The 26372-nt window shown below is 69.7% G+C and carries 24 protein-coding genes; 17 read left to right on the plus strand and 7 right to left on the minus strand.

All coding sequences use genetic code 11. The features are described 5' to 3' along the window. Positions 1-19: 19 nt before the first annotated feature. From AB0J16_RS27215 to AB0J16_RS27245, 7 genes are all read left to right on the plus strand, one after another. On the plus strand, positions 20-484 hold the full coding sequence (locus AB0J16_RS27215; RefSeq protein WP_358544509.1) for a universal stress protein: 465 nt from the start codon (positions 20-22) through the stop codon (positions 482-484). Positions 485-666: 182 nt separating this feature from the next. Beyond that, entirely contained in the window at positions 667-2100 is a 1434-nt protein-coding gene (locus tag AB0J16_RS27220) for a methionine--tRNA ligase (RefSeq protein ID WP_358544510.1), read from the plus strand. A 57-nt stretch (positions 2101-2157) separates the two neighbouring features. Continuing rightward, entirely contained in the window at positions 2158-3135 is a 978-nt protein-coding gene (locus AB0J16_RS27225; RefSeq protein WP_358544511.1) for a phosphotriesterase-related protein, read from the plus strand. Positions 3136-3176: 41 nt separating this feature from the next. Next, positions 3177-3563, plus strand: coding sequence for an STAS domain-containing protein (locus AB0J16_RS27230; RefSeq protein ID WP_219530398.1), 387 nt, complete (start codon positions 3177-3179; stop codon positions 3561-3563). 10 nt (positions 3564-3573) lie between these two features. Beyond that, positions 3574-4467 carry a sigma-70 family RNA polymerase sigma factor gene (locus AB0J16_RS27235; protein WP_358544513.1) on the plus strand — a complete coding sequence of 298 codons (894 nt, stop codon included), beginning with the start codon at positions 3574-3576 and terminating at the stop codon, positions 4465-4467. A gap of 143 nt (positions 4468-4610) precedes the next feature. After that, on the plus strand, positions 4611-5048 hold the full coding sequence (locus AB0J16_RS27240; RefSeq protein WP_358544515.1) for a hypothetical protein: 438 nt from the start codon (positions 4611-4613) through the stop codon (positions 5046-5048). A gap of 461 nt (positions 5049-5509) precedes the next feature. Further along, positions 5510-5734: a Scr1 family TA system antitoxin-like transcriptional regulator gene (locus AB0J16_RS27245; protein WP_358544516.1), complete on the plus strand. Its 225-nt coding sequence runs from the start codon at positions 5510-5512 to the stop codon at positions 5732-5734. Between the two features lie 92 nt (positions 5735-5826). Here the strand turns inward: AB0J16_RS27245 and AB0J16_RS27250 are convergent, their stop codons facing one another. Next, positions 5827-6939, minus strand: a complete 1113-nt coding sequence (locus AB0J16_RS27250) for a hypothetical protein (RefSeq protein WP_358544517.1) — start codon at positions 6937-6939, stop codon at positions 5827-5829. Positions 6940-7098: 159 nt separating this feature from the next. On the opposite strand from AB0J16_RS27250, the gene AB0J16_RS27255 reads away from it, so the two are divergent. Beyond that, positions 7099-7407, plus strand: coding sequence for a hypothetical protein (locus AB0J16_RS27255; protein ID WP_358544518.1), 309 nt, complete (start codon positions 7099-7101; stop codon positions 7405-7407). A 321-nt stretch (positions 7408-7728) separates the two neighbouring features. On the opposite strand, the gene AB0J16_RS27260 is transcribed toward AB0J16_RS27255, so the two are convergent. The 3 genes from AB0J16_RS27260 to AB0J16_RS27270 form a co-directional block, all read right to left on the minus strand. Further along, positions 7729-10392: a Tex family protein gene (locus AB0J16_RS27260; protein ID WP_358544519.1), complete on the minus strand. Its 2664-nt coding sequence runs from the start codon at positions 10390-10392 to the stop codon at positions 7729-7731. A 27-nt stretch (positions 10393-10419) separates the two neighbouring features. After that, the gene (locus AB0J16_RS27265; protein WP_358544521.1) at positions 10420-11583 is read right to left on the minus strand and encodes an amidohydrolase; all 1164 of its coding nucleotides are present in this window, start codon (positions 11581-11583) and stop codon (positions 10420-10422) included. Positions 11584-11658: 75 nt separating this feature from the next. Beyond that, positions 11659-12093, minus strand: a complete 435-nt coding sequence (locus AB0J16_RS27270) for an RpiB/LacA/LacB family sugar-phosphate isomerase (protein WP_358178117.1) — start codon at positions 12091-12093, stop codon at positions 11659-11661. Between the two features lie 202 nt (positions 12094-12295). Here AB0J16_RS27270 and AB0J16_RS27275 point away from each other — a divergent pair, with 202 nt between their 5' ends. Genes AB0J16_RS27275 through AB0J16_RS27305 form a run of 7 tightly spaced genes read left to right on the plus strand, consistent with a single transcriptional unit; the run spans position 12296 to position 20200 of the window. Then, a complete protein-coding gene (locus AB0J16_RS27275) occupies positions 12296-13375 on the plus strand; it encodes a DUF917 domain-containing protein (protein WP_358544522.1) in 1080 nt (359 codons plus the stop codon). Then, on the plus strand, positions 13368-14990 hold the full coding sequence (locus AB0J16_RS27280) for a hydantoinase/oxoprolinase family protein (RefSeq protein WP_358544523.1): 1623 nt from the start codon (positions 13368-13370) through the stop codon (positions 14988-14990). Before AB0J16_RS27275 ends, AB0J16_RS27280 begins: the two co-directional genes overlap by 8 nt. A gap of 23 nt (positions 14991-15013) precedes the next feature. Beyond that, positions 15014-16633 (plus strand): ABC transporter substrate-binding protein, encoded by a 1620-nt coding sequence (locus AB0J16_RS27285; RefSeq protein ID WP_358544524.1) that lies wholly within the window; start codon positions 15014-15016, stop codon positions 16631-16633. A gap of 3 nt (positions 16634-16636) precedes the next feature. After that, positions 16637-17653, plus strand: a complete 1017-nt coding sequence (locus tag AB0J16_RS27290; protein ID WP_358544525.1) for an ABC transporter permease — start codon at positions 16637-16639, stop codon at positions 17651-17653. Beyond that, on the plus strand, positions 17650-18552 hold the full coding sequence (locus tag AB0J16_RS27295; RefSeq protein WP_358544527.1) for an ABC transporter permease: 903 nt from the start codon (positions 17650-17652) through the stop codon (positions 18550-18552). Before AB0J16_RS27290 ends, AB0J16_RS27295 begins: the two co-directional genes overlap by 4 nt. Continuing rightward, on the plus strand, positions 18549-19334 hold the full coding sequence (locus AB0J16_RS27300; protein WP_358544529.1) for an ABC transporter ATP-binding protein: 786 nt from the start codon (positions 18549-18551) through the stop codon (positions 19332-19334). Before AB0J16_RS27295 ends, AB0J16_RS27300 begins: the two co-directional genes overlap by 4 nt. 2 nt (positions 19335-19336) lie before the next feature. Beyond that, positions 19337-20200, plus strand: coding sequence for an ABC transporter ATP-binding protein (locus tag AB0J16_RS27305; protein ID WP_358544875.1), 864 nt, complete (start codon positions 19337-19339; stop codon positions 20198-20200). Positions 20201-20206: 6 nt separating this feature from the next. On the opposite strand, the gene AB0J16_RS27310 is transcribed toward AB0J16_RS27305, so the two are convergent. After that, complete coding sequence (locus AB0J16_RS27310; RefSeq protein WP_358544531.1) at positions 20207-20683, minus strand: MarR family winged helix-turn-helix transcriptional regulator; 477 nt, start codon at positions 20681-20683, stop codon at positions 20207-20209. 73 nt (positions 20684-20756) lie between these two features. On the opposite strand from AB0J16_RS27310, the gene AB0J16_RS27315 reads away from it, so the two are divergent. Continuing rightward, positions 20757-22148, plus strand: a complete 1392-nt coding sequence (locus AB0J16_RS27315) for an MFS transporter (protein ID WP_358544533.1) — start codon at positions 20757-20759, stop codon at positions 22146-22148. 31 nt (positions 22149-22179) lie between these two features. On the opposite strand, the gene AB0J16_RS27320 is transcribed toward AB0J16_RS27315, so the two are convergent. Beyond that, positions 22180-22536 carry a DUF742 domain-containing protein gene (locus AB0J16_RS27320; protein ID WP_358544535.1) on the minus strand — a complete coding sequence of 119 codons (357 nt, stop codon included), beginning with the start codon at positions 22534-22536 and terminating at the stop codon, positions 22180-22182. Then, entirely contained in the window at positions 22529-24430 is a 1902-nt protein-coding gene (locus AB0J16_RS27325) for a nitrate- and nitrite sensing domain-containing protein (protein WP_358544537.1), read from the minus strand. Before AB0J16_RS27325 ends, AB0J16_RS27320 begins: the two co-directional genes overlap by 8 nt. A 161-nt stretch (positions 24431-24591) precedes the next feature. Between AB0J16_RS27325 and AB0J16_RS27330 the strand changes: the two genes are divergently transcribed. Further along, positions 24592-26154 carry an ABC transporter substrate-binding protein gene (locus AB0J16_RS27330; RefSeq protein WP_358544539.1) on the plus strand — a complete coding sequence of 521 codons (1563 nt, stop codon included), beginning with the start codon at positions 24592-24594 and terminating at the stop codon, positions 26152-26154. The last annotated feature ends 218 nt before the right edge of the window (positions 26155-26372 follow it).

The following is a 26372-nucleotide window of genomic DNA, read 5'->3' on the forward strand; positions in this document are numbered from 1 at the left end:
ATCTGGAAAGAGCTCGCCTATGGAAGCAACTGAGCAGACCATTCTGATCGCGTACGACGGCTCCGACGACGCCAAGGCGGCGATCGCCTTCGCGGGCACGCTGATGCCCGGCGCGCGCGCCGTCGTACTGACCGTGTGGGAACGCCTGGCGCTGGCCTCGGCGCGGGCGTCGGCCGGGCTGATGATGACCATCGACGATTCGCCCGTCGAGGACGAGGCCGTCGGGCAGGCCATGCGGGAGCTGGCATCGCAGGGCGCGGAGCTGGCCAGACAGGCGGGGTTCGACGCTTCGCCGCGGTGTGAGCCGGACGCGCTGTCCGTGTGGTCGTCCATCGTGGACGTGGCGAACGAGATCGGGGCCACGTTGATCGTCACCGGGACGCGGGGGCAGGGCGGGGTGAAGTCACTGCTGCTCGGGAGTACGTCCGACCGCGTGCTGCACCACGCGCGCCGGCCGGTGCTGGTGGTGCCCACGCCGGAGTAGCTGTGGCGGCGGCGTGGTGCCCAGATTTCCGGATGCGCCGGTTGCATCCGGAACACTACGATGAGCGCATGACGTCGCGACTGGTGATGATGGCCCCGTAGGGGGCTTCCACCGACGACTTCTTGTTCGAGGCCCTGCTAGCGGGGCCTCGCATCGTGTCCGGGGCCCTCGGGAGACACACGATGTACATCACGACCACCATCCCGTACGTCAACGCCCGCCCGCATCTGGGGCACGCGCTGGAGTTCGTGCAGGGCGACGTGCTGGCCCGGCACTACCGGTCGCGCGGCGAGCCCGTACGCTTCCAGACCGGCACCGACGACAACTCACTGAAGAACGTGCTGGCCGCCGAGGCGGAAGGCGTCCCGGTGCGCGAGCTGGTCGATCGCAACGCGGCCGCCTTCGAGGGGCTGCGTGAATCGTACGACCTGTCCTTCGACTCCTTCATCCGGACGAGTCACCATCCGGGGCATCGCCCGGGAGTCGAGCGGATCTGGCGGGCGATCGACGGCGATCTCTACCAGCGGCACTACGAGGGGCTCTACTGCGTCGGCTGCGAGCAGTTCTACAACGAGGGGTCCTGCCCCGAGCACGAGGCGCCATTGCAGCACATCTCTGAGCGGAACTGGTTCTTCCGCCTCTCGCGCTACCAGGACGCGCTGCTGGACCTGATCCGCGGTGGGCGCCTCAGGATCGAGCCGGCCGCGCGGCGCAACGAGGTGCTGGCGTTCATCGAGGCGGGTCTGGCCGACATCAGCGTCTCGCGCGCCGCGGATCGGGCCCGCGGCTGGGGCATACCCGTGCCGGACGATCCCTCGCAGGTGGTGTACGTGTGGTGGGACGCCCTGGCCAACTACGTCACCGCGCTGGACGGCGGCGACTACGACCGCTGGTGGGTCGCGGAGCCGCGCAAGGTCCATCTGATGGGCAAGGGCGTGATCCGCTTCCACGCGGTGTACTGGCCCGCGATGCTGCTCGCGGCGGGCCTGCCCCTGCCCGCTGAGATCTTCGTGCACGACTACCTGACCGTCGGCGGCCGCAAGATCAGCAAGTCGGCCGGAACGCCCGCCGACGCCGAGGCGATCGCGCGGGCCTACGGCGCCGACGCGGTGCGGTGGTGGCTGCTGCGCGAGGTGCCGCGGGTCGGCGACGCCGACTTCACCGTGGAACGGCTGGTCGCCAGGGCCGACGAGGATCTGGCCAACGGCGTCGGCAACCTGGTCAACCGGGTCGTCACCATGGTGCACCGCTTCCAGGACGGCGTGGTGCCCACTGTCGCCGTCGACGGGGAGGCCGGACGTGGGCTCGTCGACGCCTGCGAGAGCGCGCCGGGGCGGGTGCACGAGGCGCTGGAGGATTTCGACTTCCGCCGCGCCGCCGCCGCGGTCTGGACGATCGTCGAGGAGGCCAACAAGTACGTCGAACGCGTACAGCCGTGGCGTCAGGAGCCCGGTGACAGGGAGACCTCGCTGGCGACGCTCGTCCACGCGTGCCGGGCGCTGGCCGGACAGCTGGCGCCTTTTCTGCCCACCGGGGCGGCGCGGGTGGCGGCGGCGGTGAGCGGGGAACGGCTGCCCAGGCCCCAGCCGCTGTTCCCGAGGCTGGCTGGTTGTTGACGGGGGGTAGGGGGCGGCCTAGGTTGGCGGCACCGACCAGCCGGTATGGAGGCGCTCATGCCCACCGTCAACACCGTTCGCGGCCCCGTCGATGTCGATGAGCTCGGTCAGACCCTGATGCACGAGCACATTTTCGTTCTCTCTACCGAGTTTCTCGACAACTACGGCAAAGGCGCTTGGTGGGACGAGGAGTTCCGGGTCACGGACGCCATCGGCAAGCTCAAGGCGGTGGCGGCGAAGGGTGTGCGGACGATCGTGGACCCGACGGTGTGGGGCCTCGGACGGTACATCCCCCGCATCCAGCGCATCGCCGCCGAAGTGCCGGATCTGCACATCATCGCCGCGACCGGCATCTACAGCTTCGAAGAGCTGCCCCACCAGTACGACTACCGCGGCCCCGGCCTGCTCCTGGACATGCCCGATCCGATGGTCGACGACTTCGTCCGCGACCTCACCGAGGGCATCGCCGACACCGGGGTCAAGGCGGCGTTCCTCAAGTGCGTGGTCGAGCAGAAGGGCCTGACGCCCGGGGTCGAGCGGATCGGCCGGGCCGTCGCGCGGGCGCACGCGCGTACCGGCGCGCCGATCACCGTCCACACGAACTCCTTCACCCAGAGCGGGCTGACCGCGCTCGACCTCTTCGCCAAGGAGGGCGTGGACCTGACGAAGGTCGTCGTCGGGCACGCGGGCGACACCAACGATCTCGACTACCTGATGCGCCTGGCCGACACGGGCGCCACGCTGGGGATGGATAGATTCGGGTTGGATGTCTACAATGCGACGTCCGACCGGGTGGCCACCATCGCTGCCCTCTGCCAGCGGGGATACGCTGATCGGATGGTCCTCAGCCACGACACCGCCTGCTTTATGGACTACTTTGTGGAGTCTTGGGATGACGCACTACGCACGATGGCGCCCAACTGGCGCTACGATCACATCCACGATGAGGTCTTGGCCGCACTGCTGGACTCGGGTGTGACCGGCGATCAGATCGAGCAGATGCTGGTGTCCAACCCAAGACGCTACTTCTCGTAAAGTGGTGACATCGGGCGAGCAATGCGGGTAGGTGGAACTGGGTGACTTCGGAGCAGGCCTTGTCGATCAGCCTCGGCCTCCAGGGACCGTGTGTCATCGCCAGGCTCACGGGAGACTTCGACTTCGGGTCCGCGGCCGAGGTGCGTGATCGCGTCACCAAGGCGCTCGACCTGACTCAACCACCCTTACTGGTCATCGACATGCAGGCGGTCAGCGTCTGCGATTCTTCCGGGCTTTCCGTGCTCGTTTATCTGCACAAGGCGGTGACCGCCTCCGGCGGCCGGCTGTTGCTTTCCGGGCTGAATGGCAGGTGTAAGCACCTTTTCGCGATCACCGCCCTCGACAAGTTCTTCGACATCCGCACCACCGCCGAACTCGCCATCGCGGAACTCAATGAACCGGGGAGTTCGCCGCCGTTTACCGGGTAGTCGCATTGGTATGTCGGCCGAAGAGCCCGACCTGCTCGGCATGTATCTGGAGCAGATCGGAAAGACACCATTGCTCTGCGCCGCGGACGAGGTGGACCTGGCACGACGGATCGAGGCGGGGCTCTACTCGGGCTACCTGATCAGCCGTGGCGAGGGCACACCGGAGCTCGAACACGTCCGCCGCGACGGGCAGCGTGCTAAGGACCTGCTCATCAGGTCCAATCTCCGGCTGGTGGTGGCCGCCGCCAGACGCTACGCCTTTCGTGGGCTCCCACTCCTCGACGTCATCCAGGAGGGCAATCTCGGGTTGATCAGGGCCGTGGAGAAGTTCGACTACAAACGTGGCTACAAGTTCTCCACCTACGGGATGTGGTGGATCCGCCAGGCCATCGAACGCGGCATCCACGACAAGAGCCGCACCATACGGCTGCCCACGCATGTCGCCGAAGAGCTGGCGCGACTGAGCAGAATCGCCCGGCAACTGGCCGCCGACCTGGGGCGCGAACCCCGGGAGGCGGAGCTCGCCAAGGCCGCCGAGCGCTCGCTCCGCCACGTCGCCGTGCTCCGGCGGCTCGCCCAGGAGACGGTCAGCCTGGACGTGCCGGTCGGCGAGAACGGCGAGGGGAACATCGGCGACATGATCCCCGACGAGGACGGTCTCCAGGTGCAGGAGTTCACCGAGCGCCGCGCGTTCAACGCCGAACTGCACCAGGTGCTCACCTCACTCCCGCCGCGAGAGGCATTCGTCCTCAGGCTCAGGTACGGCCTGGCGGGCAATGAAGCCCGCAGCTATACCGAAATCGCGGATCGTCTCGGGCTCACCAGAGAGCGCATCAGGCAACTGGAGAAACAGGCGTTGAAACGCCTGCGACAGCTGCGTCCATTGCTCGCCTGGGCTTCGTAAATGCCCGGAAATGCCGACTAGTGGGGTAATAAGTATGTAGTGCGAACAACGATTGACCATGCCGTTTTTCTGATGGTTAATCGGGGGCCTGATGTCGCTTTCAACAGGGGGAAGCGGCAGTACGTCGTTGCTATGGGGGCAACATGGTCAAGGGTCTCGTCGGCGCGCTCTTACTGGCCACTTCGGTCGTGGCGGTGTCCGCGGCGCCGTCCGCCGCGTCTCCCGCGGTGGTGGCCACGAACACGACAGCCACCCTCTCCGGCACCGCGAAACCGCACCTGATCAAGTACAAGATCTACTGGGGCTGGTGCAAGGACACCTGCCGCATCAAGGTGCGGATCACCAACATCTCCCGCCAAACCCTCTACTCCGTCAGCCTGAACGCCCGGCTCAAGATCAACGGAAAGAGGGCTGGGTCGTGCTTCGACTATGTCGGCACCATTCGGGCCAAGCACTCCCGCTGGGGAGGGTGCACCGTCAGGTCTCGCACCCTCTCGACCCTGTGGAACCGGTGGCTCGACGGCGACATCCGCTACGACCGTGACGTCAGCACGGTCGTGCACTACGAGTATTACCGCTGACCGGGGCGCCAGGGGCCGCACCCGGTCCGGCCCCCGGCTGTCAGGAGGTGACCATCAGGGCGAGGCCGATGAGGACCACGACCGGGACGAGCCAGACCACGGCCTCTGCGGCGAACTCCTTATACATTACGTTGATCTCCCTTGAGACGCCCGTGCGGGGGCGGCGGTAAAACGTCCAGTGCGCAGCATAGCCGCCCGTACCTACTACTCCAGTTGTAGATCGTGATGTTCGTGGTCACTGCTGCGACTTGCCGCTGGTAGCGGACTTGCTCGGGGTGCCCGTTCCGTCTCGCCCTCTGAGAAGGGCGTGGCCGCCTGTGGTTACCGGTCGTTCTGGGCCACCTCGGGCCGCAGGTCCGATACGCGCACGATCAGGGCTCTGGCGAGGGTGTATTCCAGCGTGTGGCGGTCGGTCAGTGGGACGTCGTGGAGAGTCGGTGGCCCGGAGGGGGAGATGCATCGTGCCACTGGGCGCCCCGCTGAAGGTCCCGCCCGGAGTCGGCTTCTGGATCTACGACGATCGCCAAGTGGTCACCGAGACATGGCATGCCGAACTGTGGCTCGACGATGCGAGCAGCGTCGAGGCCTACCGGCGCACCTGGAAGACGCTTCAGGAGTCCGCGGTGTACGGCGCCGACGCCCACAGCGTGATCAATGCAGCGCGACGGGCGCTCGCCTCACGCTGAGGCTGCCTGGTTCTCCGTGTATTGACGGGCCATCCAGCTAAGCCTGGACGGTGAAAAGCGGCCAAATGATGAGCCCAGGCCGTAGCCCCGCGTCATCGTTGGCTTTGGGCAATGCGTTTGCGGAGGCCCGCCAGCGACTCGTCCGCCATCAGCGCGGGCAGGCGCGGCGCGTCGGCCTCGATCTGCTGGAGCACCTCCGGCTCAGCTCCGTGGAAGCGGCTCCAGGCGCGGACCACCTCGGGCATGGCCGAGACGGCCGCCTCGGTCAGGATCGCCTCGCGGGGCAACCACGAGGTGAGGAACCGTGAGACCCGGGCCGGACTCCACCACAGGGGCCGATCACCCACGAACTCGACCAGCTTCTCGAACGCCTCCTGCGCCCCTGGCAGGTCCGGCAGATCCAGGAACCGGGACAAGGTGTCATCGGGCGCCTGCCGTACCGGATCGGGGACGGTCCGCGCGCGGGCGAGCGCCAGCGGGCGGACGGCGGGCAGGCTCTCGGCGATCGGGGCGCCCATCACCATGTCCGTCATCTCGAACGCGTCCAGCACCCGCCCCGCCACCACCGCCGGATCCGCCGGCCGCAGGTCCAGGTCGTCGAGGAACTTCGGCTCCTCGACCGTAGCATCGACCGCCAGCCCGCCGTTGACCTGGTCGATGCCTACGATCAGGACGTGCGGCTCCTTGTCGTCGGGGTAGCGGAAGCGCAGGGCGGCCAGGGTCTGCTCGCCGTAGCGGTCGGCCTTGCCGTACCACGCCTGCTCGCACTCCACCTGCCCCATCCGCCCGACCCACTCGGGCAGCTCCCGCGCGGCCTGCCTTCCGGCCTCCCGCAGAGTCTCCCGAAGCGTCTTGTCTCCTCCCGGTTCCTGCCCGGCCGGCCGCTCCGTCTCGCCGCCCAGAAGTGCGGTCTCGACGTCGCCTGGAACTGCGGTCTCCTCGCCGTCCTGGGTTGCGGTCTCGACGTCGTCCAGGGCGGTCTCTGCGGCTTCCAGAGCTGCGGGCTCCACGGTGGCCAGGGCGGCGAGGGTGAGACGGGCCTCCGGGCTGCCGTCTTCGGTGAGCTGTCGTACGAGTGGCTGGACCTCCGCCGGGCTCAGTGTGGCCGTGAGCCGGGCCGCCCAGAGCTCGGTGCGCAGTGGTGAGCGCCACCTGAGCAGGTCGCGGGCCTGGGTGATCGCCGTGGTGTACGCAGTTGTGCTCACCCTTCGACCGTATCGCCCCAGCGGGCCTGGCCGACTCGCCGAAGTTCCGCCAGCAGCGGATCACCTGACAGCGGGAGTCAGCCGCCGTCTCCGGTCGATCCTGACAACGGCCATCCGAAAAGCCGGATAAGTTCCGAATGCCTTAGTAAGATCGCCCGCATGAAAAAGACGATCATGACCCTGATGATGGCCGCGACCGTCGCGACGGTCATACCCCTCGCGCCGAGCCCTGCCCTGGCCGAGCCGCCGCCCACCGGCTGCCACAGCGGCATTTACTACCAGAACTACAAGACCTGGGCCAGCTGCGACAGGGGCTCAGGGTACGTACGGGCCGTGGCCACGTGTCCCACCGGCAAGGTGCGCGGCACGTGGAAGGTCGTCAGTTCGGCCATTGAGGGGCAGTCTGTCGCCACCTGCCCCGGCAAGCGCAAGGCCACCGGCCACGACTGGGAGATCAAGATGTACTGACAGACCCTCGTGAGGTGCGGCCACTGGGCGGACCCAGCGGTCCAGTGCCGTGTATTCCTCCGCTACCGGCAGCGGACCACCTCGACGGCGGGTGGCCCTTGGCCCGGTGTGCGGCGAGGCCGTGCTGCTCGTCCACGACCCAGGCCTAAGGAGCGGGCACGGTGGGCGGTGAGGTCGTGCTGTCCGTCCACGGCCCAGGCCTAAGGAGCGGGCACGGTGGGCGGTGAGGTCGTGCTGTCCGTCCACGGCCCAACCAAGAGGGCGGGCACGGCGTGTGGTGGCGCCGTGCCCGCTGCCCGAGGCGCAGGTCGAGGGCGGGAGTTACTGGTCGTCTCCGGTCAGGCCGGCCTTGCGGAGGGCTTCGGCCATGGCGCCTGAGGGAGCCGGGCGGCGTGCGCCGCCGCGACCGCCGTCCCCACGACCCCGCTGGCCGCCGTCACCGCGCTGACCGCTGTCGCCCCGCCCGCGCTGACCGCCATCTCCGCGACCGCTGCCACCTCGTGCGCCGTCACCGCGTCCGCCATCCCCACGTGTGCCGTCCCCACGACCACCGGGCCCGTCACCGCGTCCGCCGTCACCCCGCGAGCCGCCTCGGGGTCCGCCGTCGCCACGACCGGCCGTCGCTCCACGTCCGCCGTCTCCGGCGGCCCCACGGCCCGCCGCGCCGCGCCCGCCGTTTCCGCCCGACGCGCCGCCACGGGCACCGCCCGCGCCGCGGCCGCCGTCTCCTGCCGAGCCCCGGCCCGAGTCTCCGGCTGAGCCCCGGCCGCCGTCTCCTGCCGCGCCACGGCCCGCGCCGCCCTGGCCGCGGGAAGTGCGGCCCTCGGAGGTGGTCTCGTCGTCCAGGCGCAAGGTCAGGGAGATGCGCTTGCGGGGGATGTCGACCTCGAGGACCTTGACGCGGACGATGTCGCCGGGCTTCACGACCTCTCGGGGATCTTTCACGTAATTTCGGGACATGGCGGAGACGTGGACCAGGCCGTCCTGGTGTACGCCGACGTCCACGAACGCGCCGAAGGCGGCCACGTTCGTCACCACGCCCTCCAGGATCATCCCGGGCAGCAGGTCGGAGATCTTCTCCACGCCCTCCTTGAAGGTCGCGGTCTTGAACGCCGGCCGCGGGTCACGGCCGGGCTTCTCCAGCTCGCGCAGGATGTCGGTGACCGTGGGCAGGCCGAACGTGTCGTCCGTGAACTCCTGTGGCTTGATCGCCCGCAGCGTCGCCGTGTTGCCGATCAGCGACTTGAGGTCGGTCTGGACCGAGCTGAGGATGCGCCGGACCACCGGGTAGGCCTCGGGGTGCACGCTGGAGGCGTCGAGCGGGTCGTCGCCGCCCGCGATGCGCAGGAAGCCCGCGCACTGCTCGAACGCCTTGGGCCCGAGCCGGGCCACGTCCTTCAGGGCCGCGCGGGTCTTGAAGGGGCCGTTGGAATCGCGGTGGCGCACGATGCTCTCGGCCAGGGTGGCGCCGATGCCCGACACGCGGGTGAGCAGCGGCGGCGACGCTGTGTTGACATCGACGCCCACGGCGTTGACGCAGTCTTCGACCACCGCGTCGAGCGAGCGGGACAGCTTGGTCTCGGCGAGGTCGTGCTGGTATTGGCCGACGCCGATCGACTTGGGATCGATCTTGACCAGCTCGGCCAGCGGGTCCTGGAGGCGGCGCGCGATGGAGACCGCGCCACGGATCGACACGTCGAGGTCGGGCAGTTCCGCGGAGGCGTAGGCCGAGGCGGAGTAGACGGACGCGCCCGCCTCCGATACGACGATCTTGGTCACCGACGGCATGTGCTTGACCAGCTCGCCGGCCAGCTTGTCCGTCTCGCGGGAGGCGGTGCCGTTGCCGATGGCGATCAGCTCGACGCCGTGCTTCTGCGCCAGCGCGCCCAGGACGGCCAGCGACTGGTCCCACTGCCGCTTCGGCTCGTGCGGGTAGATGGTGGCGGTGTCGACGACCTTGCCGGTCGCGTCGACCACCGCCACCTTCACGCCGGTGCGCAGGCCCGGGTCGAGGCCCATGGTCGTGCGGGTGCCGGCGGGGGCGGCCAGCAGCAGGTCGCGCAGGTTGGTGGCGAACACCCGCACCGCCTCGTCCTCGGCCGCCTGCCACAGCCGCATCCGGATGTCGATGCCCAGGTGCACGAGGATGCGGGTGCGCCAGGCCCAGCGTACGGTCTCGTTGAGCCAGCGGTCGGCCGGGCGGCCCTGGTCGGAGACGCCGAAGCGGGAGGCGATGCGCATCTCGTATTCGGGGCTGTCGTCGGGCTCCAGCGTGACGGAGAGGATCTCCTCCTTCTCGCCCCGGAACATGGCCAGGATCCGATGCGAGGGCAGCTTGGTGAACGGCTCCCCGAACTCGAAGTAGTCGGAGAACTTCGCCCCCGCCTCCTCCTTGCCCTCACGGACCGTGGAGATCAGCCGGCCGCGGCCCCAGAGCTGCTCGCGCAGGCCGCCGATGAGGTCGGCGTCCTCGGCGAAGCGCTCGATGAGGATCGCCCGCGCGCCTTCCAGCGCGGCGGCTCCGTCGGCGACGCCATCGTTGGCGCCATTGGTGACGAACGTCTCGGCCAGCGCGGCCGGGTCGAGGGAGGGATCGGCGAGCAGCTGGTCGGCCAGCGGCTCCAGGCCCAGCTCGCGGGCGATCTGCGCCTTGGTGCGCCGCTTGGGCTTGTAAGGGAGGTAGATGTCCTCGAGTCGGGCCTTGGTGTCGGCCGCCATGATCTGGGCGCGCAGCTCGTCGTCGAGCTTGCCCTGAGACTCGATGGACTCCAGGATCGCCGTCCTGCGCTCCTCCAGCTCGCGCAGGTAGCGCAGCCGCTCTTCGAGCGTGCGCAGCTGGGCGTCGTCGAGGGCGCCGGTGACCTCCTTGCGGTAGCGGGCGATGAACGGCACCGTCGCGCCGCCGTCGAGCAGCTCGACGGCCGACAGAACCTGCCCGTCGCGTACGCCGAGCTCTTCCGCGATCCGCTGGTGAATAGAGAGCACTTGCCTGCCTTTCGATGGTCCCGCCGGTCAATTGTGCAGGACGGTGCCGTCTTTCATGACCAGAGTGCGCGCCGGGTGCGTGATCACGGCCTCGGCCGCGCCGCTCGCGGGGACGACGACTAGGTCGGCCCGGTCGCCGGGAGCCAGCCCGTAGGCGTCGAGGCCGAGCACCCGCGCGCCACCGTAGGTGGCCGCCTCCAGGGCGAGCTCGATGTCCTCGTCCCTGCGGAACGTGCTGCGGTAGGCCAGGTGCATGGCGCGCTCGAGCATGTCGCCGCTGCCATAGGGGCCCCACAGGTCGCGGATACCGTCATGACCGCACGCCACCGTGACGCCTGCGGCCCGGAGCTTCTTGATCGGCGGCACCGGGAAGCTGTAGACGGCGGCCGTCGCCAGCGCCACCCCGGCCTCGGCGAAGCCCTGGGCCAGGCGGTCCTGGTAGGCCTCGTCGACCTGGCCGAGCGCGTAGGCGTGGCTGACCGTCACCCTGCCCGCCAGCCCGAGCACCCTGGTGCGCTCGGTGATGAGCTCCAGCTCCCAGGCACCGAGCGAGCCGCCGTCGTGGAGGTGGATGTCGAGCCGCGCGCCGTAGCGCTCCGCCAGCCCGAACACGATGTCGAGGTGGCGCACCGGGTCGCGGTCGATGCCCGCCGGGTCGAGCCCGCCGACCGCCTCGACGCCGCTCTTGAGCGCCCCTTCGAGCAGCTCGGCCGTGCCGGGGTTGGTGAGCACGCCGTGCTGCGGGAAGGCGACCTGGCGTACGTCGATGGGCGAGCCCGCCGCCGCCTCCCGCACGGCCTCCACGCCGCGCAGGCCGACCAGCGGGTCGATGTCGGTGTGGGTACGGACGTGAGTGGTGCCGTAGGCGCTCATCCGCGCCAGCAGCGCGGCGACGCGTTCGACGCTCGGCACGCCCAGCTCGGCGCGGCGGCCCAGGTCGTTGCCGATGCGACCGGCCAGCGTGTCGGCGGCCGAGTGGGGCACCCAGGGCCCTCCGTAGAGGGTCTTGTCGAGATGGCAGTGAGCCTCGACGAGGCCGGGCAGCACGAGGCCGCCGGTGATGTCGAACGAGCGCGCGGCGGGCGCGTCGATCCCGGCCGCGACCCGCTCGATACGGCCGTCACGGACGAGGATGTCGGCAGGCGCCTCGTGACCCCACGGCCGCCCGCCGTGGAGGAGCACATCCGTCATGCCCAGCACCCTAAAGGGCGGCACCGACGTTTCCGCGATTCCGCCCAAGGTCATTTCCCGTACGGCGGGGCGTTGTCAGATTGTGTCGAGGTGGGAGACGTTCGCCTGGTCCGTGGCGTCCGTGCTCGGTACACCGGCCAGCCAGGCGTCGAGGATCTCGTCGAGCACCACCTCGGAGGTCAGCCGCAGGCTCAGCGCCAGCACGTTGGCGTCGTTCCACTTGCGGGCCCCGCCGGCCGTGTAGGCGTCGACGCAGAGCGCCGCCCGTACGCCCGGCACCTTGTTCGCCGCGATCGAGGCGCCCGTGCCGGTCCAGCAGCACACGACGGCCTGGTCGGCGCGTCCCTCGCTCACGTCGCGGGCTGCGAGCTCGGACGCCCATGCCCAGTCGTCGCGTTCCTCCGGGTTGAGCGCGCCGTGCGTGACCACCTCGTGCCCGCGTGTACGCAGCAGCTTCACGACGCGCTCGGCCACGCCGTCCAGGCTGTCGGTCGCCACCGAAATCCGCATGCTCGCTCACCTTTCCGGATATGTCGGGACGGCACCCATACCGCCGCCACCGCAGGTATGCCCGCCATGAGCTTCGCCGCGCGGAGCCGGATCGCGCAATCGGATCACGCACTCGGTTTGCCGGTTCACAGACCCGAGTTGGTCCTCGTAACGCCGACCTGACTGGCGCAATGAGTGGCTATGTGCTTGGTTGTGTCGCCATATGACCATCGACATCAGTGACATTCCCGCCCTCGCCCGGGGATGCGCCGTGCTGGGCACCGGAGGCGGCGGGGACGTGCGTACCGGGTCGCTGGCGGCCATCCGGGCGATCCAGACGTACGGGCCGGTGCCGCTCATCGAGCTCGCGGACCTGCCGGCGGACGCGCTGGTCGTGCCGCTGTCCGGCATCGGGGCGCCGACCGTCAGCCACGAGATGATCCACGGCGAGGACGAGCCCAAGCGGATCGCGGAGGAGATCGAGCGGATCTTCGGCCGTCCGCCGGCGGCGGTCATGTCGTCGGAGATCGGCGGGGCGAACGGCGTCGCGCCCGTCGCCTGGGCCGCCCAGCTCGGCCTGCCGCTGCTCGACGCCGACGGCATGGGGCGGGCGTTCCCCGAGGTGCAGATGGTGTCGATGTACGTGGCGGGGCTGCCGGCCGACCTCGTCATCATGTCCGACATCGTGGGGAACATCGTGACGATCCGCCCCATCGACGGCCTCTGGTCCGAGCGTCTGGCGCGCGCCGTCTGCGTGGCGGCGGGCTCGCACGCGCTGATGGCCGACTACGTGCTCACCGCCGCACAGGCGCGCGGCGCGGTCATCGAGGGTACGGTCACCCGCGCGCTGGCCGTCGGCCGGGCCACCGAGGGCGCGGCGGAGCCGCTGCGCGCCCTGGCGGCTCGGCTCGGCGCGGCCCGGTTGATCACCGGCAAGCTGACGGACGTCGAACGGCGCACCACCGGCGGGTTCGTCAGGGGTACGGCCACGATCGAGGGCACCGGTGACGACCGGGGTCGCACGCTCACGCTGGAGCTCCAGAACGAGAACCTCGTCGCCCTCGAGAACGGCCGTCCCAGGGCCATGGTGCCCGACCTGATCACCGTGGTCGACACCGAGACGGCCGCCGCCGTACAGACCGAAAGTCTGCGCTACGGCCAGCGCGTCACGGTGCTCGCCTGGCCGTGCGACCCGCTCTGGCGGACGCCCAAGGGGCTGGAGACGGCGGGGCCGCGCGCGTTCGGTTACGACCTGGAGTACGTGCCGATCGAGGAGCTGGCGAAGGGGGAGCCGCGTGACTGAGGGCGCGCTGCGGATCGGGATCGACGTCGGCGGCACGAACACCGACGCCGTCGTGCTGGACGCCGCCGACCGAGTGGTGGCGAAGGCCAAACGGCCGACGACGCCGGACGTGACCGAGGGCTTACGGGCGGCCCTGGACGCGGTGCTGGCCGACGTGGCCGCGTGGGAGCGGATCACCCGGGTCATGCTGGGCACCACGCACGCGACCAACGCGATCCTGGAGCGTAGGAACCTCGGCCGGGTGGCCGTGCTCCGGCTCGGCGCCCCCGCGACCACCGCCGTGCCGCCGCTCTCCGACTGGCCGGACGACCTGCGCAAGACCGTGTCCGCCGGTGAGGTCATCGTGCCGGGCGGACACTATGTCGACGGCCGCGAGATCGGCCCGCTCGACCTCGGCGCGATCCGCCGGTTCCTGGACGGCGTACGGGCCGACGCCGTGGCGGTGACCGGGGTGTTCAGCCCGGCCAGCGCCGACCACGAGCGGGCGGTCGAGGAGCTGGTCCGGAACGAGTACGGGCTGCCCGTCTCGGTGAGCCATGAGATCGGCTCCCTCGGGCTGCTGGAGCGGGAGAACGCGACCGTGCTCAACGCCGCCCTGTACGGCGTGGCGGCGCATGTGACCGAGGCCCTGGTGACGGCGCTGGCCGAACGAGGGCTGGGAGCGCGGCCGTACCTCGCCCAGAACGACGGCACGCTCATGACGGTGGCGCACGCCGCCCGGCTGCCGGTGTCCACGATCGGCTCCGGACCGGCGAACTCGCTGCGCGGGGCGGCGTTCCTGTCGGGGGTACGTGACGCGATCGTGGCCGATGTGGGCGGCACCTCCACGGACCTGGGCGTGCTCGTCGGCGGCTTCCCGAGGGAGTCGGCGGCGGCGGTGGAGATCGGCGGGGTGCTGACGAACTTCCGGATGCCGGACATCCTGGCCATCGCGCTCGGCGGCGGAACCGTGGTCCGGCCGGGTGGGGCCGGTGTGCGGGTGGGGCCGGATTCGGTGGGGTACCGGATCGCGGAGGAGGCGCTGGTCTTCGGCGGCGCCACGACGACGGTCACCGACGCCGCCGTGGCGGGCGGCCGCGTCCCGGCGAACGCGGCCGACTGGCGCGACCGGCTCGAAGCCGCCGCCCACGCCGCCACAGCCGCGAAGCCCACGGGAACGGCGGCGTACGGCGCGGGCGACATGTCGGAAACTTTCCGCGACACTCTGCAAAGCGCGCTGGCCGTCGCCGACGCCATGGTGATCGACGCCGTGGACCGGATGGCACTCGGCCGGGCCGACCGTCCGCTGGTGGCGGTGGGTGGCGGGGCCTTCCTGCTGCCAGCCGAGATCCCCGGCGTGAGCGGCGTCATCCGGCCCGAGCACGCCGAGGTGGCCAACGCCGTCGGTGCGGCCATCGCCCTCGCGAGTGGCAGAGTCGATACGATCTTGCCTGCGGGCGAAAGCCGGGCAAAAGCGATCGAAAGAGTCAAAGAGGAGGCGGCGGCTCGTGCCGTGGCGGCGGGTGCGGACCCGGCCAGGGTGGAGATCGTCGATCTGCTCGAGGTGCCGCTGAGCTATCTCTCAGAACCCGCGGTGCGGGTACACGTCAAAGCCGCCGGACCTCTGTCCCGGTGACAGATCGAAAGGACTCCCCACCCATGCGCTGGCACAAGCGTTTGCTCGTCGCCGGGGTCACCGGGGCCGTGGCCATGACCGCAACCGCGTGCGCGGGCGGCCAGGTACGCGGTGCGGACCGGACACCGAAGCTGAGCGCCACGACGAGCGAGTCCGCCGTCGCCGCCACCAAGGCCAACGACGCCACCTTCGTCTACGCGCCCAACCTCGACGTGGTCACCGACTGGGACCCGGCGACCTCGTACTCCAACGAGATCATCGCCATGTCCAACATCTACGAGGGCCTGACCAGGTACAACACCCAGTCGCAGAAGCCCGAGCCGCGGCTGGCCACCGAGTGGACGTCGGCGGACGGCGGCAAGCAGTGGACGTTCAAGCTGCGCCAGGGCGTGAAGTTCCACACCGGCGCCCCCATGGACGCCGAGGCGGCCAAGAAGGCCATCGAGCGCACGATCAAGATGAACGCGGGCGCCGCCTACATCTGGGGCTCGGTCAAGACGATCGAGACGCCCGACCCGGCGACGCTGACGTTCAAGCTCAAGTACGCGGCTCCGCTCGACCTGATCGCCTCCTCCGGCTACGCCGCCTACATCTATGACACCGCCGCCGCCGACAAGCTCAAGGACGGCAAGACCGACGCCGGCACCGGCCCGTACACCATCGACACTTGGCAGAAGGGCAAGGAGACCGAGCTCACACTGAAGGCGTACGAGGACTACTGGGGCGGCTGGAAGCCCGAGCAGTACAAGAAGATCGCCTTCCGGGTCACCCCCGAGATCACCACCGCCTGGCAGCTGGTGCGGAAGGGCGAGGTGAACTTCGTTGAGCGCCTCAACCCGCAGCTCTTCGAGCAGGCGAGCGCGACCCAGGGCGTACAGACCTCGCAGACGCCGTCCTTCCAGAACCTCCTGCTGCTGTTCAACACCGCCACCGGCCCGATGAAGGACGTCAAGATCCGGCAGGCGCTCCAGCTCGCGCTCGACTACGACGGCCTCGTGGCGGCGCTGAAGGGCGCGGGCAAGAAGAGCACCGGCCTGGTGCCGCAGGGCCTCATCGGCTACACCGCCAACATGGAGCCCAAGCAGGACCTGCCCAAGGCGCAGGCGCTGCTGGCCGAGGCGGGTTACGGCCCCGACTTCCCCGAGCTGAAGCTGAAGATGACCTACGCCCAGGGCGACGAGGACCAGAAGCTCCTGGTGACGCTGCTCAGCTCGGCGCTGAAGCAGCTCAACGTGAGCCTGGAGGCCAAGCCGATGGCCTGGAACGCGCAGTGGGACCAGGGCAAGAAGCAGGGCCAGGACATCTTCGTCATGTACTGGTATCCGGACTACGCCGACGCCTACTCGTGGTTCCTCAACGTGTTCAGGAGCGCGGACAAGCCGCAGTTCAACCTCTCCTACCTGAAGAACGCCGAGATCGACAAGGAGATCGACGCGCTGCCGCAGCTCACGGCCACCGACAAGTTCGCCGCCGAGCAGTCGTACGCGACCATCCAGAAGCAGATCATCCAGGACCAGGCCGCGGTGGCGGTGCCGTACGTGCAGACCTACCAGCGCGCGCTGACGGCGGACGTGCAGGGGTACGTCGACAACCCGGCCTATCCCAACGTGGTCTTCTTCTACGATCTCAAGCCCGCAAGCTGAGCCGTGCCGCGCTATCTGGCCCGTCGCCTCGGCCAGGCCGTCCTGGTCGTGGCCGGGGTGGTCGTGCTGACGTTCGCCATCATGCGGCTGGTGCCCGGCGATCCGGCGGTCGCGTTCGCCGGGCCGAAGGCGACGCCCGAGGAGCTCGCCGCGGCCCGGCTGCGGTTCGGGCTGGACGACGCGATCCCGGTGCAGCTCTGGAACTACGTCAGGGACCTGGTCACGGGCGACTGGGGCACCAGCCTGCGGACGCGGCAGCCGGTCCGTGACGACCTGCTGCTCGCGTTCCCCGCCTCTCTGGAACTGGTCGGTACGGCGCTGCTCATCGCGATCGCGGTGGGCATTCCGGTCGGCGTGCTCGCAGCCCGCTATAAGACGAAATTTCCGGACTTTGGGGTGCGGGTCGTCAGCATGCTGGCCGTCTCGGTCCCGGTGTTCTGGCTGGCCCTGACGCTGCAGACGGTGTTCGCCAGCAACCTCGGCTGGTTCCCGGTCGCCGGAGAGTACGACTCCACGCTCGACACCACCAGCCCGCTGACGCTCTGGACCAACATCACCATCGTCGACGCGCTCATCACCGGCAACTGGTCGATCTTCACCAGCACGCTCGAACACCTGGTGCTCCCCGCGCTGGTCGTGGCGGCCTACCCGGCGGGCGTGATCGCGCAGATGACCAGGGCGGCGCTCATCGAGGAGTCTGGGCAGGACCACGCCCGGCTGGAGCGGGCGCTCGGCTTCGGGGAGACGTCGATCCTGACCAGATTCGCGCTGCGGCCCGCGCTGAACCCGGTACTGTCCCTGATCGCCCTGGTGTTCGCGTACGCGATCGTGAACGGGTTCCTGGTCGAGGCGGTGTTCAACTGGCCGGGGCTGGGCCGCTACGCCGTCGAGTCGATCCACAGCCTCGACACCCCGGCCATCGCGGGCGTCACGCTGCTGGTCGCGATGGTCTATGTGCTGGCCAACCTGGTCGTGGACCTCCTCCAAGGCGTGGTGGACCCGAGAGCGAGGGCCCGATGAGCATGGGTCCGACGAGCCAGGAGGACCGCTTGGAGCCGCGCCCCGAGGACGCTCCGGAGCCGGTGCGGCTGCGTCGTACGCTGCCGAAGATCACCGACCGGTTCGCCGCCGCCGGGGCGGTGCTCATCGTGCTCATCCTGCTGGCCACGATCCTGGCGCCGTGGCTCGCGCCGTACCCCGTGGACCGGCTCGCGCCCGTCGACGCGCTGCTCCCGCCGAGCGGCGCGCACTGGTTCGGGACCGACAAGGTCGGGCGGGACGTGCTCACGCGGGTCCTGTACGGCGGGCGGACCTCCCTGACCATCGCCGTGGCCGTCCTGGCGGTGTCGGCGGTCGTGGGCGTCACGCTGGGCGTGGTGGCGGGCTACGCCGGCGGCTGGGTGCGGGACGTCATCATGCGCGTCACCGACGTCTTCCTGGCCTTCCCCGCGCTGCTGCTGTCACTGGCCCTGGCCGTGGTGCTGCAGCCCAGCGTGACGACCGCGATCGTAGCCATCGCGGCGACCTGGTGGCCCTGGTACGCCCGGCTGTCCGCCTCCGTGGCGGCCTCCATCTCGACGCGTGGGTACGTGGACGCGGCCCGCTGCCTGGGCGTGCCCGCGCCCATGATCGTCCTGAGACACGTCCTGCCGAACTCCCTCACCCCCGTCCTGGTCCAGATCTCCCTCGACGCGGGCGGGGTGATCCTGACCGCCGCCGCGCTGTCGTACCTGGGGCTCGGCGCGCAGGAGCCGACGGCGGAGTGGGGGCTGATGGTGGAGCAGGGACAGACGCTGTTCACCACGAACTGGTGGGTCGTGACCTTTCCCGGGCTGGCGATTCTGGTGACGGCGTTCGCCTTCAACGTGCTGGGGGAAGGGCTGCGCAACGCCCTGGACCCGCGAAGGGTCGTGAAGTGATCGAGGTCAGGGATCTTCAGGTGCGGTACGGCGAGCGTCTGGTCGCCCACGTGCCGGAGTTGGACGTGCGCGCGGGAGAGTGCGTGGCGATCGTAGGGGAGAGCGGATCGGGCAAGTCGACCACGCTGCTGTCGCTCCTGGGTCTCACCGAGGGCGCCCACGTCTCCGGAAATATCCGGGTCTGTGGGGTCGAGGTGCTCCAGGCTCCGGAACGGCGGCTCCGCGAGATCAGGGGCGCCAGGGTGGCGCTCGTGATGCAGTCACCCCAGGCCGCGCTCAGCCCCACGACCCGCCTGGGCACCTTGATGCGCCGCGCGCTGAAGCTGCACGGCCGCGGCGGCGACCAGGGGGCCGAGCAGGAGGCGGGGCGGGAGGTCAGGCAGGGGAAGGTGCGGCGGATCATGGTGGAGGCCGTCGAAGCGGTCATGCTCGATCCGGGCATCCTGCGTCGCTATCCGCACGAGATCTCCGGCGGTCAGGCGCAGCGGTTCGCGATCGCGCTGGCCATCGCGCTCGGCGCCGAGGTGATCCTGGCCGACGAGCCCACCAGCGCGCTCGACGTCACCGTGCAGGCCGAGGTCGTCGGCGTACTGCGGCGACTGCGCACCGAACGCGGCCTGGCCCTGCTGCTCGTCTCCCACGACCTGGCCCTGGTCTCCACGATCGCCGACCGGGTGCTGGTCATGAAGGACGGCGCGGTCGTGGAGAGCGGCCCGGCCACCGAGGTGCTCGCCGAGCCGTCCCATCCGTACACCCGTGAGCTGCTGGAGGCGCTGCCGTGACGATGCTCAGGGCGGAGGGGGTGACGCTGGGGTACGGCAAGACGCCGGTCGTGCACGACGTCACGCTCGACCTCACTGATGGCGGCGTCGGCCTGATCGGGGAGAGCGGCTCGGGCAAGACCACGCTGGCGCGGGCCTTCCTGGGTCTGCTAACCCCCACATCCGGAAATATCTGGTACGGCCAGAAAACCCTGAAAAAAGCGGACATGAGGGCGTTTCGCAGAGACGTCCAACCGGTCTTCCAAGCCGAAGCCCTCGACCCCAGGATGCGCGTCGGCGCCTCCATAGCCGAAGCCCTCCCCAGGAACGCCAGGCACCGCGTCCCCGAGCTCCTGGACCAGGTCGGCCTCTCCCCGGACCTGGCCACCAGGCGCCCGCACCAGCTCTCGGGCGGCCAGCGCCAGCGCGTGGTCATCGCCAGGGCGCTCGCGGTCGGCCCACGGCTGCTCATCCTCGACGAGCCCACCAGCGCGCTCGACGTGACCGTCCAGGCCAGGATCCTCGACCTGCTGGCCGGCCTCGACACGGAACATCTGCTCATCACGCACAACCTGGCCGTGGTCGGCCGGCTCTGCCGCACCTCGCACGTGCTGTTCGCGGGGCGCGTCGTGGAGTCGGGGCCGACGGCCGACATTCTGGCCAGGCCCGCGCATCCGTACACACTGGCGCTGCGTGACGCCGTACCGAAGCTCGGCGGAGAGCCGCCCGTGGCCAGGGGCAGGACGGAGGCGCGGCCCGCCGAGACGGGCTGCCCGTTCCAGCTGCGCTGCCCACTGGCCGTGAAGGAGTGTGAAACGGCGCCCGCGCTCAGGGAGGTCGAGGGCCGCCAGGTGGCCTGCCACCGCGCTGAGGACGTGCTGGGCTGAGGGCGCTTACCTGAGGGAACTGCCCGCCAAGCGGCTCTGCAGGTGTACGCACAGGTCGTCGGACAGTTTCGACAGCAGCCGTCCCAGATCGGCCCGCTCCGCCTCGGGCCAGTCGGAGATCGCGGCGCCGAACCACTCGACGGTGACGCGCCGGCACCTCGCGGCCGCGTCGGCGCCCTCCTCCGTGAGCGCGATCTGCCAGGCGCGGCCGTCGTCGGGGTCCTTGACCCGGGTCAGCAACCCCCGCCGCTCCAGCGACGCGACGTGCCGGGTCACGTGCGGGCTCTCCACCTGCAAACCCTCGGCGATCGCGCCGACCCGGCGCGGACCGCCCGCGTCGAGCAGGTGGACAAGGATCTGCACGTCGGGCCGGTCGAGCTGGACACCTGCCGCCTCGGTCAGCATGCCGTGGGTCTTGGCGCGGTTGATCGTGGTCACCAACTGCCTAAAGGCCGCCACGGTCTTGCTGAGATCTTCGTCCATCTGTTTGCTTACCTAACTTAGGTATGTATCATCGTCACTTGGTTACTTACCCAAGTTATCTAAAGGAGCCGTCATGGCGACAGTTGTCGCTCCTCCAACGCGCGAGACGCCGGTCAGGAGCCCGTGGCCCGCGGTGGTCGCGCTCGCGTTCGCGGCCTCCATCGCCGCCTTGCAGAACACGGCCGTGGTCCCCTTGCTTCCCGTGCTTCAGCGCGAGCTGCACACCTCGCTTTCCGCCGTGAGCTGGACGCTCACGCTGAGCCTGCTGGTCGGCGCGGTGTCCACGCCGTTGCTGTCCAGGTTCGGCGACATGTACGGCAGGCGGCCGATGATCCTCGGCGCGCTGGCCCTCCTGGTGATCGGCTCTGTCATCGGGGGACTGGCCACCTCGTTGCCGTGGCTGCTGCTGGGCCGGGTCTTGCAGGGATTCGTGGCGGCGCTGGTGCCACTGGCGATCGGGGTGGTCCGCGACCTGCTGCCCAGGCAGCAGCTGGCCACCGGCATCGGGGTGCTCAGCGCCACCATGGGGTTCGGCAGCGGGGGCGGGATGATCCTCGCGGGGCTCGCCTCGGGTGACTACCACGCCGTGTTCTGGATCACCGGCGCGATCACGGTGGTCGCCGCGGTGATCGTCGCCTTCCTGGTGCGCGACCGGGCTCCGGGCCGCGGCGGGCGGCCGGACCTGGCCGGGGCGTTCCTGCTGACCGTGTGGCTGGTCGCGCTGCTGCTGGCCATCAGCGAGGGCGGATCGTGGGGCTGGGGCTCGCCGGGGGTGCTCGGGCTGTTCGCGGTCGCGGTGGTGGTCGCGGTGGTGTGGGTGGCCGTCGAGCGGCGGGTGGCCGAGCCGCTGGTGCAGATGTCGATGCTGGTGCAGCGCGGCACGATCGGCGCGACGGTCGCCTCGATGCTGCTCGGGTTCGCCTTCTTCACCGTCATGACGGGCATCTCGGGGTTCACCCAGGCGCCGGCCTCGGGGCTGGGGGCCTCCACCTTGCAGGTGGGGTTCTACCTGCTGCCCAGCACGCTGTTCATGCTGGTGATCTCGCTGTTCGCCGGGCGGTTCATGCGCAGGTTCTCGGCCTCGTCGATGGTGGCGGCCGGCGCCGGGGTCGTCGCGCTCGCGGCGATCTGGCTGGTCTTCGCGCACCGCACCGGGGGCGACATCTACGTGGCGACGTCCCTGCTGGGCATCGGGCTCGGGGTGGGCTACGCGGCTCTCGGCACCATGGCGGTCGAGCACGTCGCCCCGGACAAGACGGCGCTGGCCGCCGGGGTCAACGCGCTGGTACGCATCGTGGGTGGCAGCACCGCGGGCGCGGTCATCGCCGCCGTCCTGGCCGCTCAGCCGGGCGTACTCGGATATCAGTGGGTCTTCGGGGTGGCCGCCGTCGCGGGCGGGGTGGCGGCGGCCTTCGCCGCCGTGTTCGGCCTGCTCAACCGCCGTGTGACAGTCGTGGCAGCCTGAACACGACAGCCCGTGCGGCCTGAGGGCGCTCTCAGAGCGCCTTCAGGCCGTTGATCACCTCCAGCAGCACCGTGGCGTCGGGCGCGGGGCGCGGCGGCTCGACCTGGACGAGCTGCTGCGCGTGCAGGTCGCCGACGAGCACCCGGACCACACCGATGGGCAGGTTCAGCTCGGCGGCCACGTCCACGAGCCGGGTCGGTTTCGTGCACTTCTGCATGATGATCAGATGCTCGGGGCCGAGACCGGCGGGCGGCGTCAGGCCGCCGGCCGTGATGATCACCGCGATGAGGTCGATGGCCTTGCTCGCGGGGACGGTCCGGCCCCTGGTCAGTAAGTAGGCGGGGACGATAGGACCAGCGTCCTCGTCCAGCCACCGCTCGTCATTCACTGGGCACCACCCGCATGGGCCGGGCGGCGGGCTCCTTGGCGCGGCTCTCCGGCTCGGCCGGCGGGTCGCTCACGTGTTCTGCCGGGATCAACACGATCGCGGTGGTCCCTCCATATGGTGAACCGCGTAACGTGACGCGGATGTCATGCCTGGCGGCCAGGCGGGAGACGACGAAAAGGCCGAGCTCGTCACTGTCGGCCAGGTCGAACTCCGGTGGGCTGGCCAGGCGCTCGTTGCACTCGGCCAGCTTCTCTTCGCTCATCCCGAGACCGCGGTCCTCAACCTCGAAGACGAAGCCGCGGGCCGCCGCCTCCCCGCGCACGACGACCGTGGTGTGCGGAGGGGAACTGACGGTGGCGTTCTCGATGAGCTCGGCGATCAAGTGAATCACATCTCCGACGACCGGACCGGCCAAGCGCTGCCCGGGCATCGGCTCGACGGTGACGCGCTGGTAGTCCTCGACCTCGGCCGCCGCGCCGCGCGCCACGTCCAGCAGCGGCACGGGCTTGCTCCAGCCGCGGCCGGGGGTGGCGCCCGACAGGATGATCAGGCCCTCGGCGTGCCGGCGCATGCGGGTGGTCAGGTGGTCGAGGCGGAACAGGTCGTCGAGGGCGTGCGGATCCGTCGTACGGTGCTGCATTCCCTCAAGCTGGATCCGCTGCCGGTGCAGCAGCGTCTGGCTGCGCCTGGCCAGGTTGCGGAAGACGTGGCCGACACCGTCGCGCAGCTGCGACTGCCCGACCGCGGCCTCCACGGCCGTCTGCTGGACGGTGGAGAACGCCTGGCCGACGTCGGCGATCTCGACGGTCGTGCTCGCCACCGACAGCTCGGGCACCTCGACCTTCTCACCCTTGCGCAGCTTGGCCACCACCTGCGGCAGCCGTTCCTGGGCCACTTCGAGCGCGGCCTGCCGGAGCCCGAGCAGTTCCTTGGACAGCCGCGTACCCATCCGCAGCGAGAAGGCGATCGACACGATCACCAGGACGAAACACGTCCCCGCCAGCACGAACGACTGATAGAGCACCGAGTCCGCCACCGGCTCCGCCCGCGCGGAGAGCATCGTGCTCGCCTGCATCTGGGCTTCCTGGAACGACTTGGCCAGCGTGTCGGCCGTGGTCAACCAGGACCTCGGGGCGCCGCCCGCGATGATCTGGTCCTCCATGAGCCGCATCCGCTGGTAGGCGGCCGAGGTGATCAGCGACACCTGGGTGTCGCGCAGGCGTGGGTCGAGCTCGCCGAGCGCCTGGTCGATGAGGAAGCGCCGGTTGCCGACCCACTGGGTGAACAGCCTGCGCTGGGCGACCGTGGTCGGCCCGACCGCGATGGCCTGCTCCCGGGTGAGCAGCTCCTTGGCGTACCCCATGTCGATGACGATGCGCGACTGCTCGTAGATGGGGATGTCGTCGATGAACGCCACCCGCCGGTGCAGGCCGAAGAGCGCGTCGGTCATCGCGTTGTAGGACTCGACCGCGCGCAGGCGGTCGGACAGGCCCGCGTCGATCTCGGCCCTGACCGCGTCCAGCCGGTCCATCTGCGTGAGCACGGAGTCGACCTGGGTCCGGATCGTCTCCGAGGAGTTCATGGACAGGCTGGAGAGCTTCTTGAAGTCCGCGTCGGCCACGTCGGTCTTGGTGCGCTGCGCCGCGGTGGCCGACCGGTCGGCCGAACTCCCCGTACGCAGCAGCTTCACCGAGGCCAGGCGCTCGCGCTGGATCTCGTTGATGAGCTTGTACGCGGGCAGCCGCAGGTTGGTCCAGAGCGTCTTGTACTGGCGCAGTTCCAAGCTCTGGCTCGCGCTGACGGCGGTGATGACACCCCACAGCACCACCATCGAGGCAAGCGGAACCAGCAGTAGGCCGATGATCTTCATGCGGATCGTTCGGCTACGACCCATGGCACCTCATTCCGGTCGGTCCCCTGCTGGCAACCCCGGACGGGACAAGCCCAGAGGATAGCAATTCGATCTCTGGATTGGCTAATTTTTCGGGACTTTTGGACTTTTGGCGGGCATCGTGCAGTAGGTTTCGGCGTACATCCGTCACAGAGGGAGATGCGTTGCGCCGTCGTCTCGCAGCGGTCGCCGCGCTGGTGCTCTCCATCGCCGCGTGTTCGACTCCTACAGAGGTACGGCAGGCACCGGCCGGAGAGTCGCCGTTCGTGTACGTCCAGAATCTGGACGTGATCACCGACTGGGACCCCAGCCGCTCGTACTCCAACGAGATCATCGCCCTGCAGAACGTCTACGAGACGCTGACCGTCTGGAACCCGGTGACCAAGAAGTCCAGCCCCCGGCTGGCCACCGCGTGGCGCTCGTCGCCGGACGGCAAGACGTGGACGTTCACGCTGCGTTCGGGAGTCACCTTCCACACCGGCCGGCCCCTGGACGCCGCGGCGGTGAAGGCGTCGATCGAGCGGACCATGAAGGGTGCGACCGGGGCGTCCTACATCTGGGACGCGGTGTCCGGCATCCGGGCCGACGACGCGGAGACCGTGACGTTCACCCTCAAGTACCCGGTCCCGCTGGACCTGGTCGCCTCCTCCGGCTACGCCGCCTACATCTACGACACCCAGGCCGCGCCCGATCTCGGCAAGTGGTTCCAGGAGGGCCGGGACGCGGGCTCGGGCCCGTACACGGTCGCGAGCTGGCGCAAGGGCAAGGAGAAGGAGCTCACGCTCAAGTCGTACGACGGCTACTGGGGCGGCTGGAGCCAGCCCCACTACCGCACGGTCGAGTTCCGCGTCATCCCCGACCCCGAGCGGGCCTGGAAGATGCTGCTCCGCGGCGACGTGAGCTTCGTGGACCGGCTCAACCCGCGCCTGTTCGCCAGGGCGTTGGTCACGCCGGGCCTGCGCACGTCCGAGCGGGCCTCGTTCCAGACGATGATGCTGCTGTTCAACACGGCCGCGGGCCCCATGGCCGACGTACGGGTACGGCGCGCGGTGCAGAAGGCCGTCGACTACCAGGGCATCATCCAGGCGCTCAAGGGCGCCGCCTCACCGACCAGCGGCATCGTGCCGGAAGGGCTGCCCGGCCACACCCCGGGACGAGCGCCGAAGCAGGACCTCGTGGAGGCCGCGCGGCAGCTCCAGCTGGCGGGCTACGGCCCCACCGGCCGGCCTCTGCGGCTGCGGCTCACCTACGCCGAGGGCGACAACGACGAGCGACTGCTCGTGACCAGGCTGCAGGCCACGCTCAAGACGCTCAACGTCACGCTGGACGCGCGGGCGATGCCATGGAACGCCCAATGGGAGCAGGGCAAGAAGCGCGGCCAGGACATCTTCGTCATGTACTGGTGGCCGGACTACGCCGACGGCTACTCGTGGTTCGGCAACGTCTTCCACAGCGCCGAGCCGCCCGTCTTCAACCTGGCCTATCTGAAGGACAAGAAGACGGACGCCCTGCTCGACACGCTGCCCGAGCTCACGGTGACCGACAAGGCCGCCGCCCAGCGAGGCTTCGCGCAGGCCACGAGCCGCATATTGGACCAGCAGGTCGCCGGGGCGCTGCCTTGGGTGGTCAACTACCAGCGGGCGTATCTTGGCGGCATCCAGAACTATGACGACAACCCGGCTTATCCGGACGTGGTGTTCGTCTACGACCTGCGCCCGGCCGGTTGAGCTGTGCTTATGGCCTCACTTCGTGAGGCGGTCTCGGTCGCCTGATGCCGCCGTCTTCCCCCGTCGCTCTGGTCGCTACGCTCCCGGCGCTCCTCCTCCAGACGACGGCGCTCCCTCGTGTTTATGGCCTCACTTCGTGAGGCGGTCTCGGTCGCCTGATGCCGCCGTCTTCCCCCGTCGCTCTGGTCGCTACGCTCCCGGCGCTCCTCCTCCAGACG

Source organism: Nonomuraea sp. NPDC049750, from assembly GCF_040659625.1.
GTDB lineage: Bacteria > Actinomycetota > Actinomycetes > Streptosporangiales > Streptosporangiaceae > Nonomuraea.

Excerpts from the sequence above, each read along its gene's own strand:
- AB0J16_RS27215 (WP_358544509.1), top strand. The coding sequence starts at position 20 with ATGGAAGCAACTGAGCAGACCATTCTGATCGCGTACGACGGCTCCGAC.
- AB0J16_RS27220 (WP_358544510.1), top strand. The coding sequence starts at position 667 with ATGTACATCACGACCACCATCCCGTACGTCAACGCCCGCCCGCATCTG.
- AB0J16_RS27225 (WP_358544511.1), top strand. The coding sequence starts at position 2,158 with ATGCCCACCGTCAACACCGTTCGCGGCCCCGTCGATGTCGATGAGCTC.
- AB0J16_RS27235 (WP_358544513.1), top strand. The coding sequence starts at position 3,574 with ATGTCGGCCGAAGAGCCCGACCTGCTCGGCATGTATCTGGAGCAGATC.
- AB0J16_RS27240 (WP_358544515.1), top strand. The coding sequence starts at position 4,611 with ATGGTCAAGGGTCTCGTCGGCGCGCTCTTACTGGCCACTTCGGTCGTG.
- AB0J16_RS27255 (WP_358544518.1), top strand. The coding sequence starts at position 7,099 with ATGAAAAAGACGATCATGACCCTGATGATGGCCGCGACCGTCGCGACG.
- AB0J16_RS27265 (WP_358544521.1), bottom strand. The coding sequence starts at position 11,583 with ATGACGGATGTGCTCCTCCACGGCGGGCGGCCGTGGGGTCACGAGGCG.
- AB0J16_RS27270 (WP_358178117.1), bottom strand. The coding sequence starts at position 12,093 with ATGCGGATTTCGGTGGCGACCGACAGCCTGGACGGCGTGGCCGAGCGC.
- AB0J16_RS27275 (WP_358544522.1), top strand. The coding sequence starts at position 12,296 with ATGACCATCGACATCAGTGACATTCCCGCCCTCGCCCGGGGATGCGCC.
- AB0J16_RS27285 (WP_358544524.1), top strand. The coding sequence starts at position 15,014 with ATGCGCTGGCACAAGCGTTTGCTCGTCGCCGGGGTCACCGGGGCCGTG.
- AB0J16_RS27295 (WP_358544527.1), top strand. The coding sequence starts at position 17,650 with ATGAGCATGGGTCCGACGAGCCAGGAGGACCGCTTGGAGCCGCGCCCC.
- AB0J16_RS27305 (WP_358544875.1), top strand. The coding sequence starts at position 19,337 with ATGCTCAGGGCGGAGGGGGTGACGCTGGGGTACGGCAAGACGCCGGTC.
- AB0J16_RS27310 (WP_358544531.1), bottom strand. The coding sequence starts at position 20,683 with ATGGACGAAGATCTCAGCAAGACCGTGGCGGCCTTTAGGCAGTTGGTG.
- AB0J16_RS27315 (WP_358544533.1), top strand. The coding sequence starts at position 20,757 with ATGGCGACAGTTGTCGCTCCTCCAACGCGCGAGACGCCGGTCAGGAGC.
- AB0J16_RS27325 (WP_358544537.1), bottom strand. The coding sequence starts at position 24,430 with ATGGGTCGTAGCCGAACGATCCGCATGAAGATCATCGGCCTACTGCTG.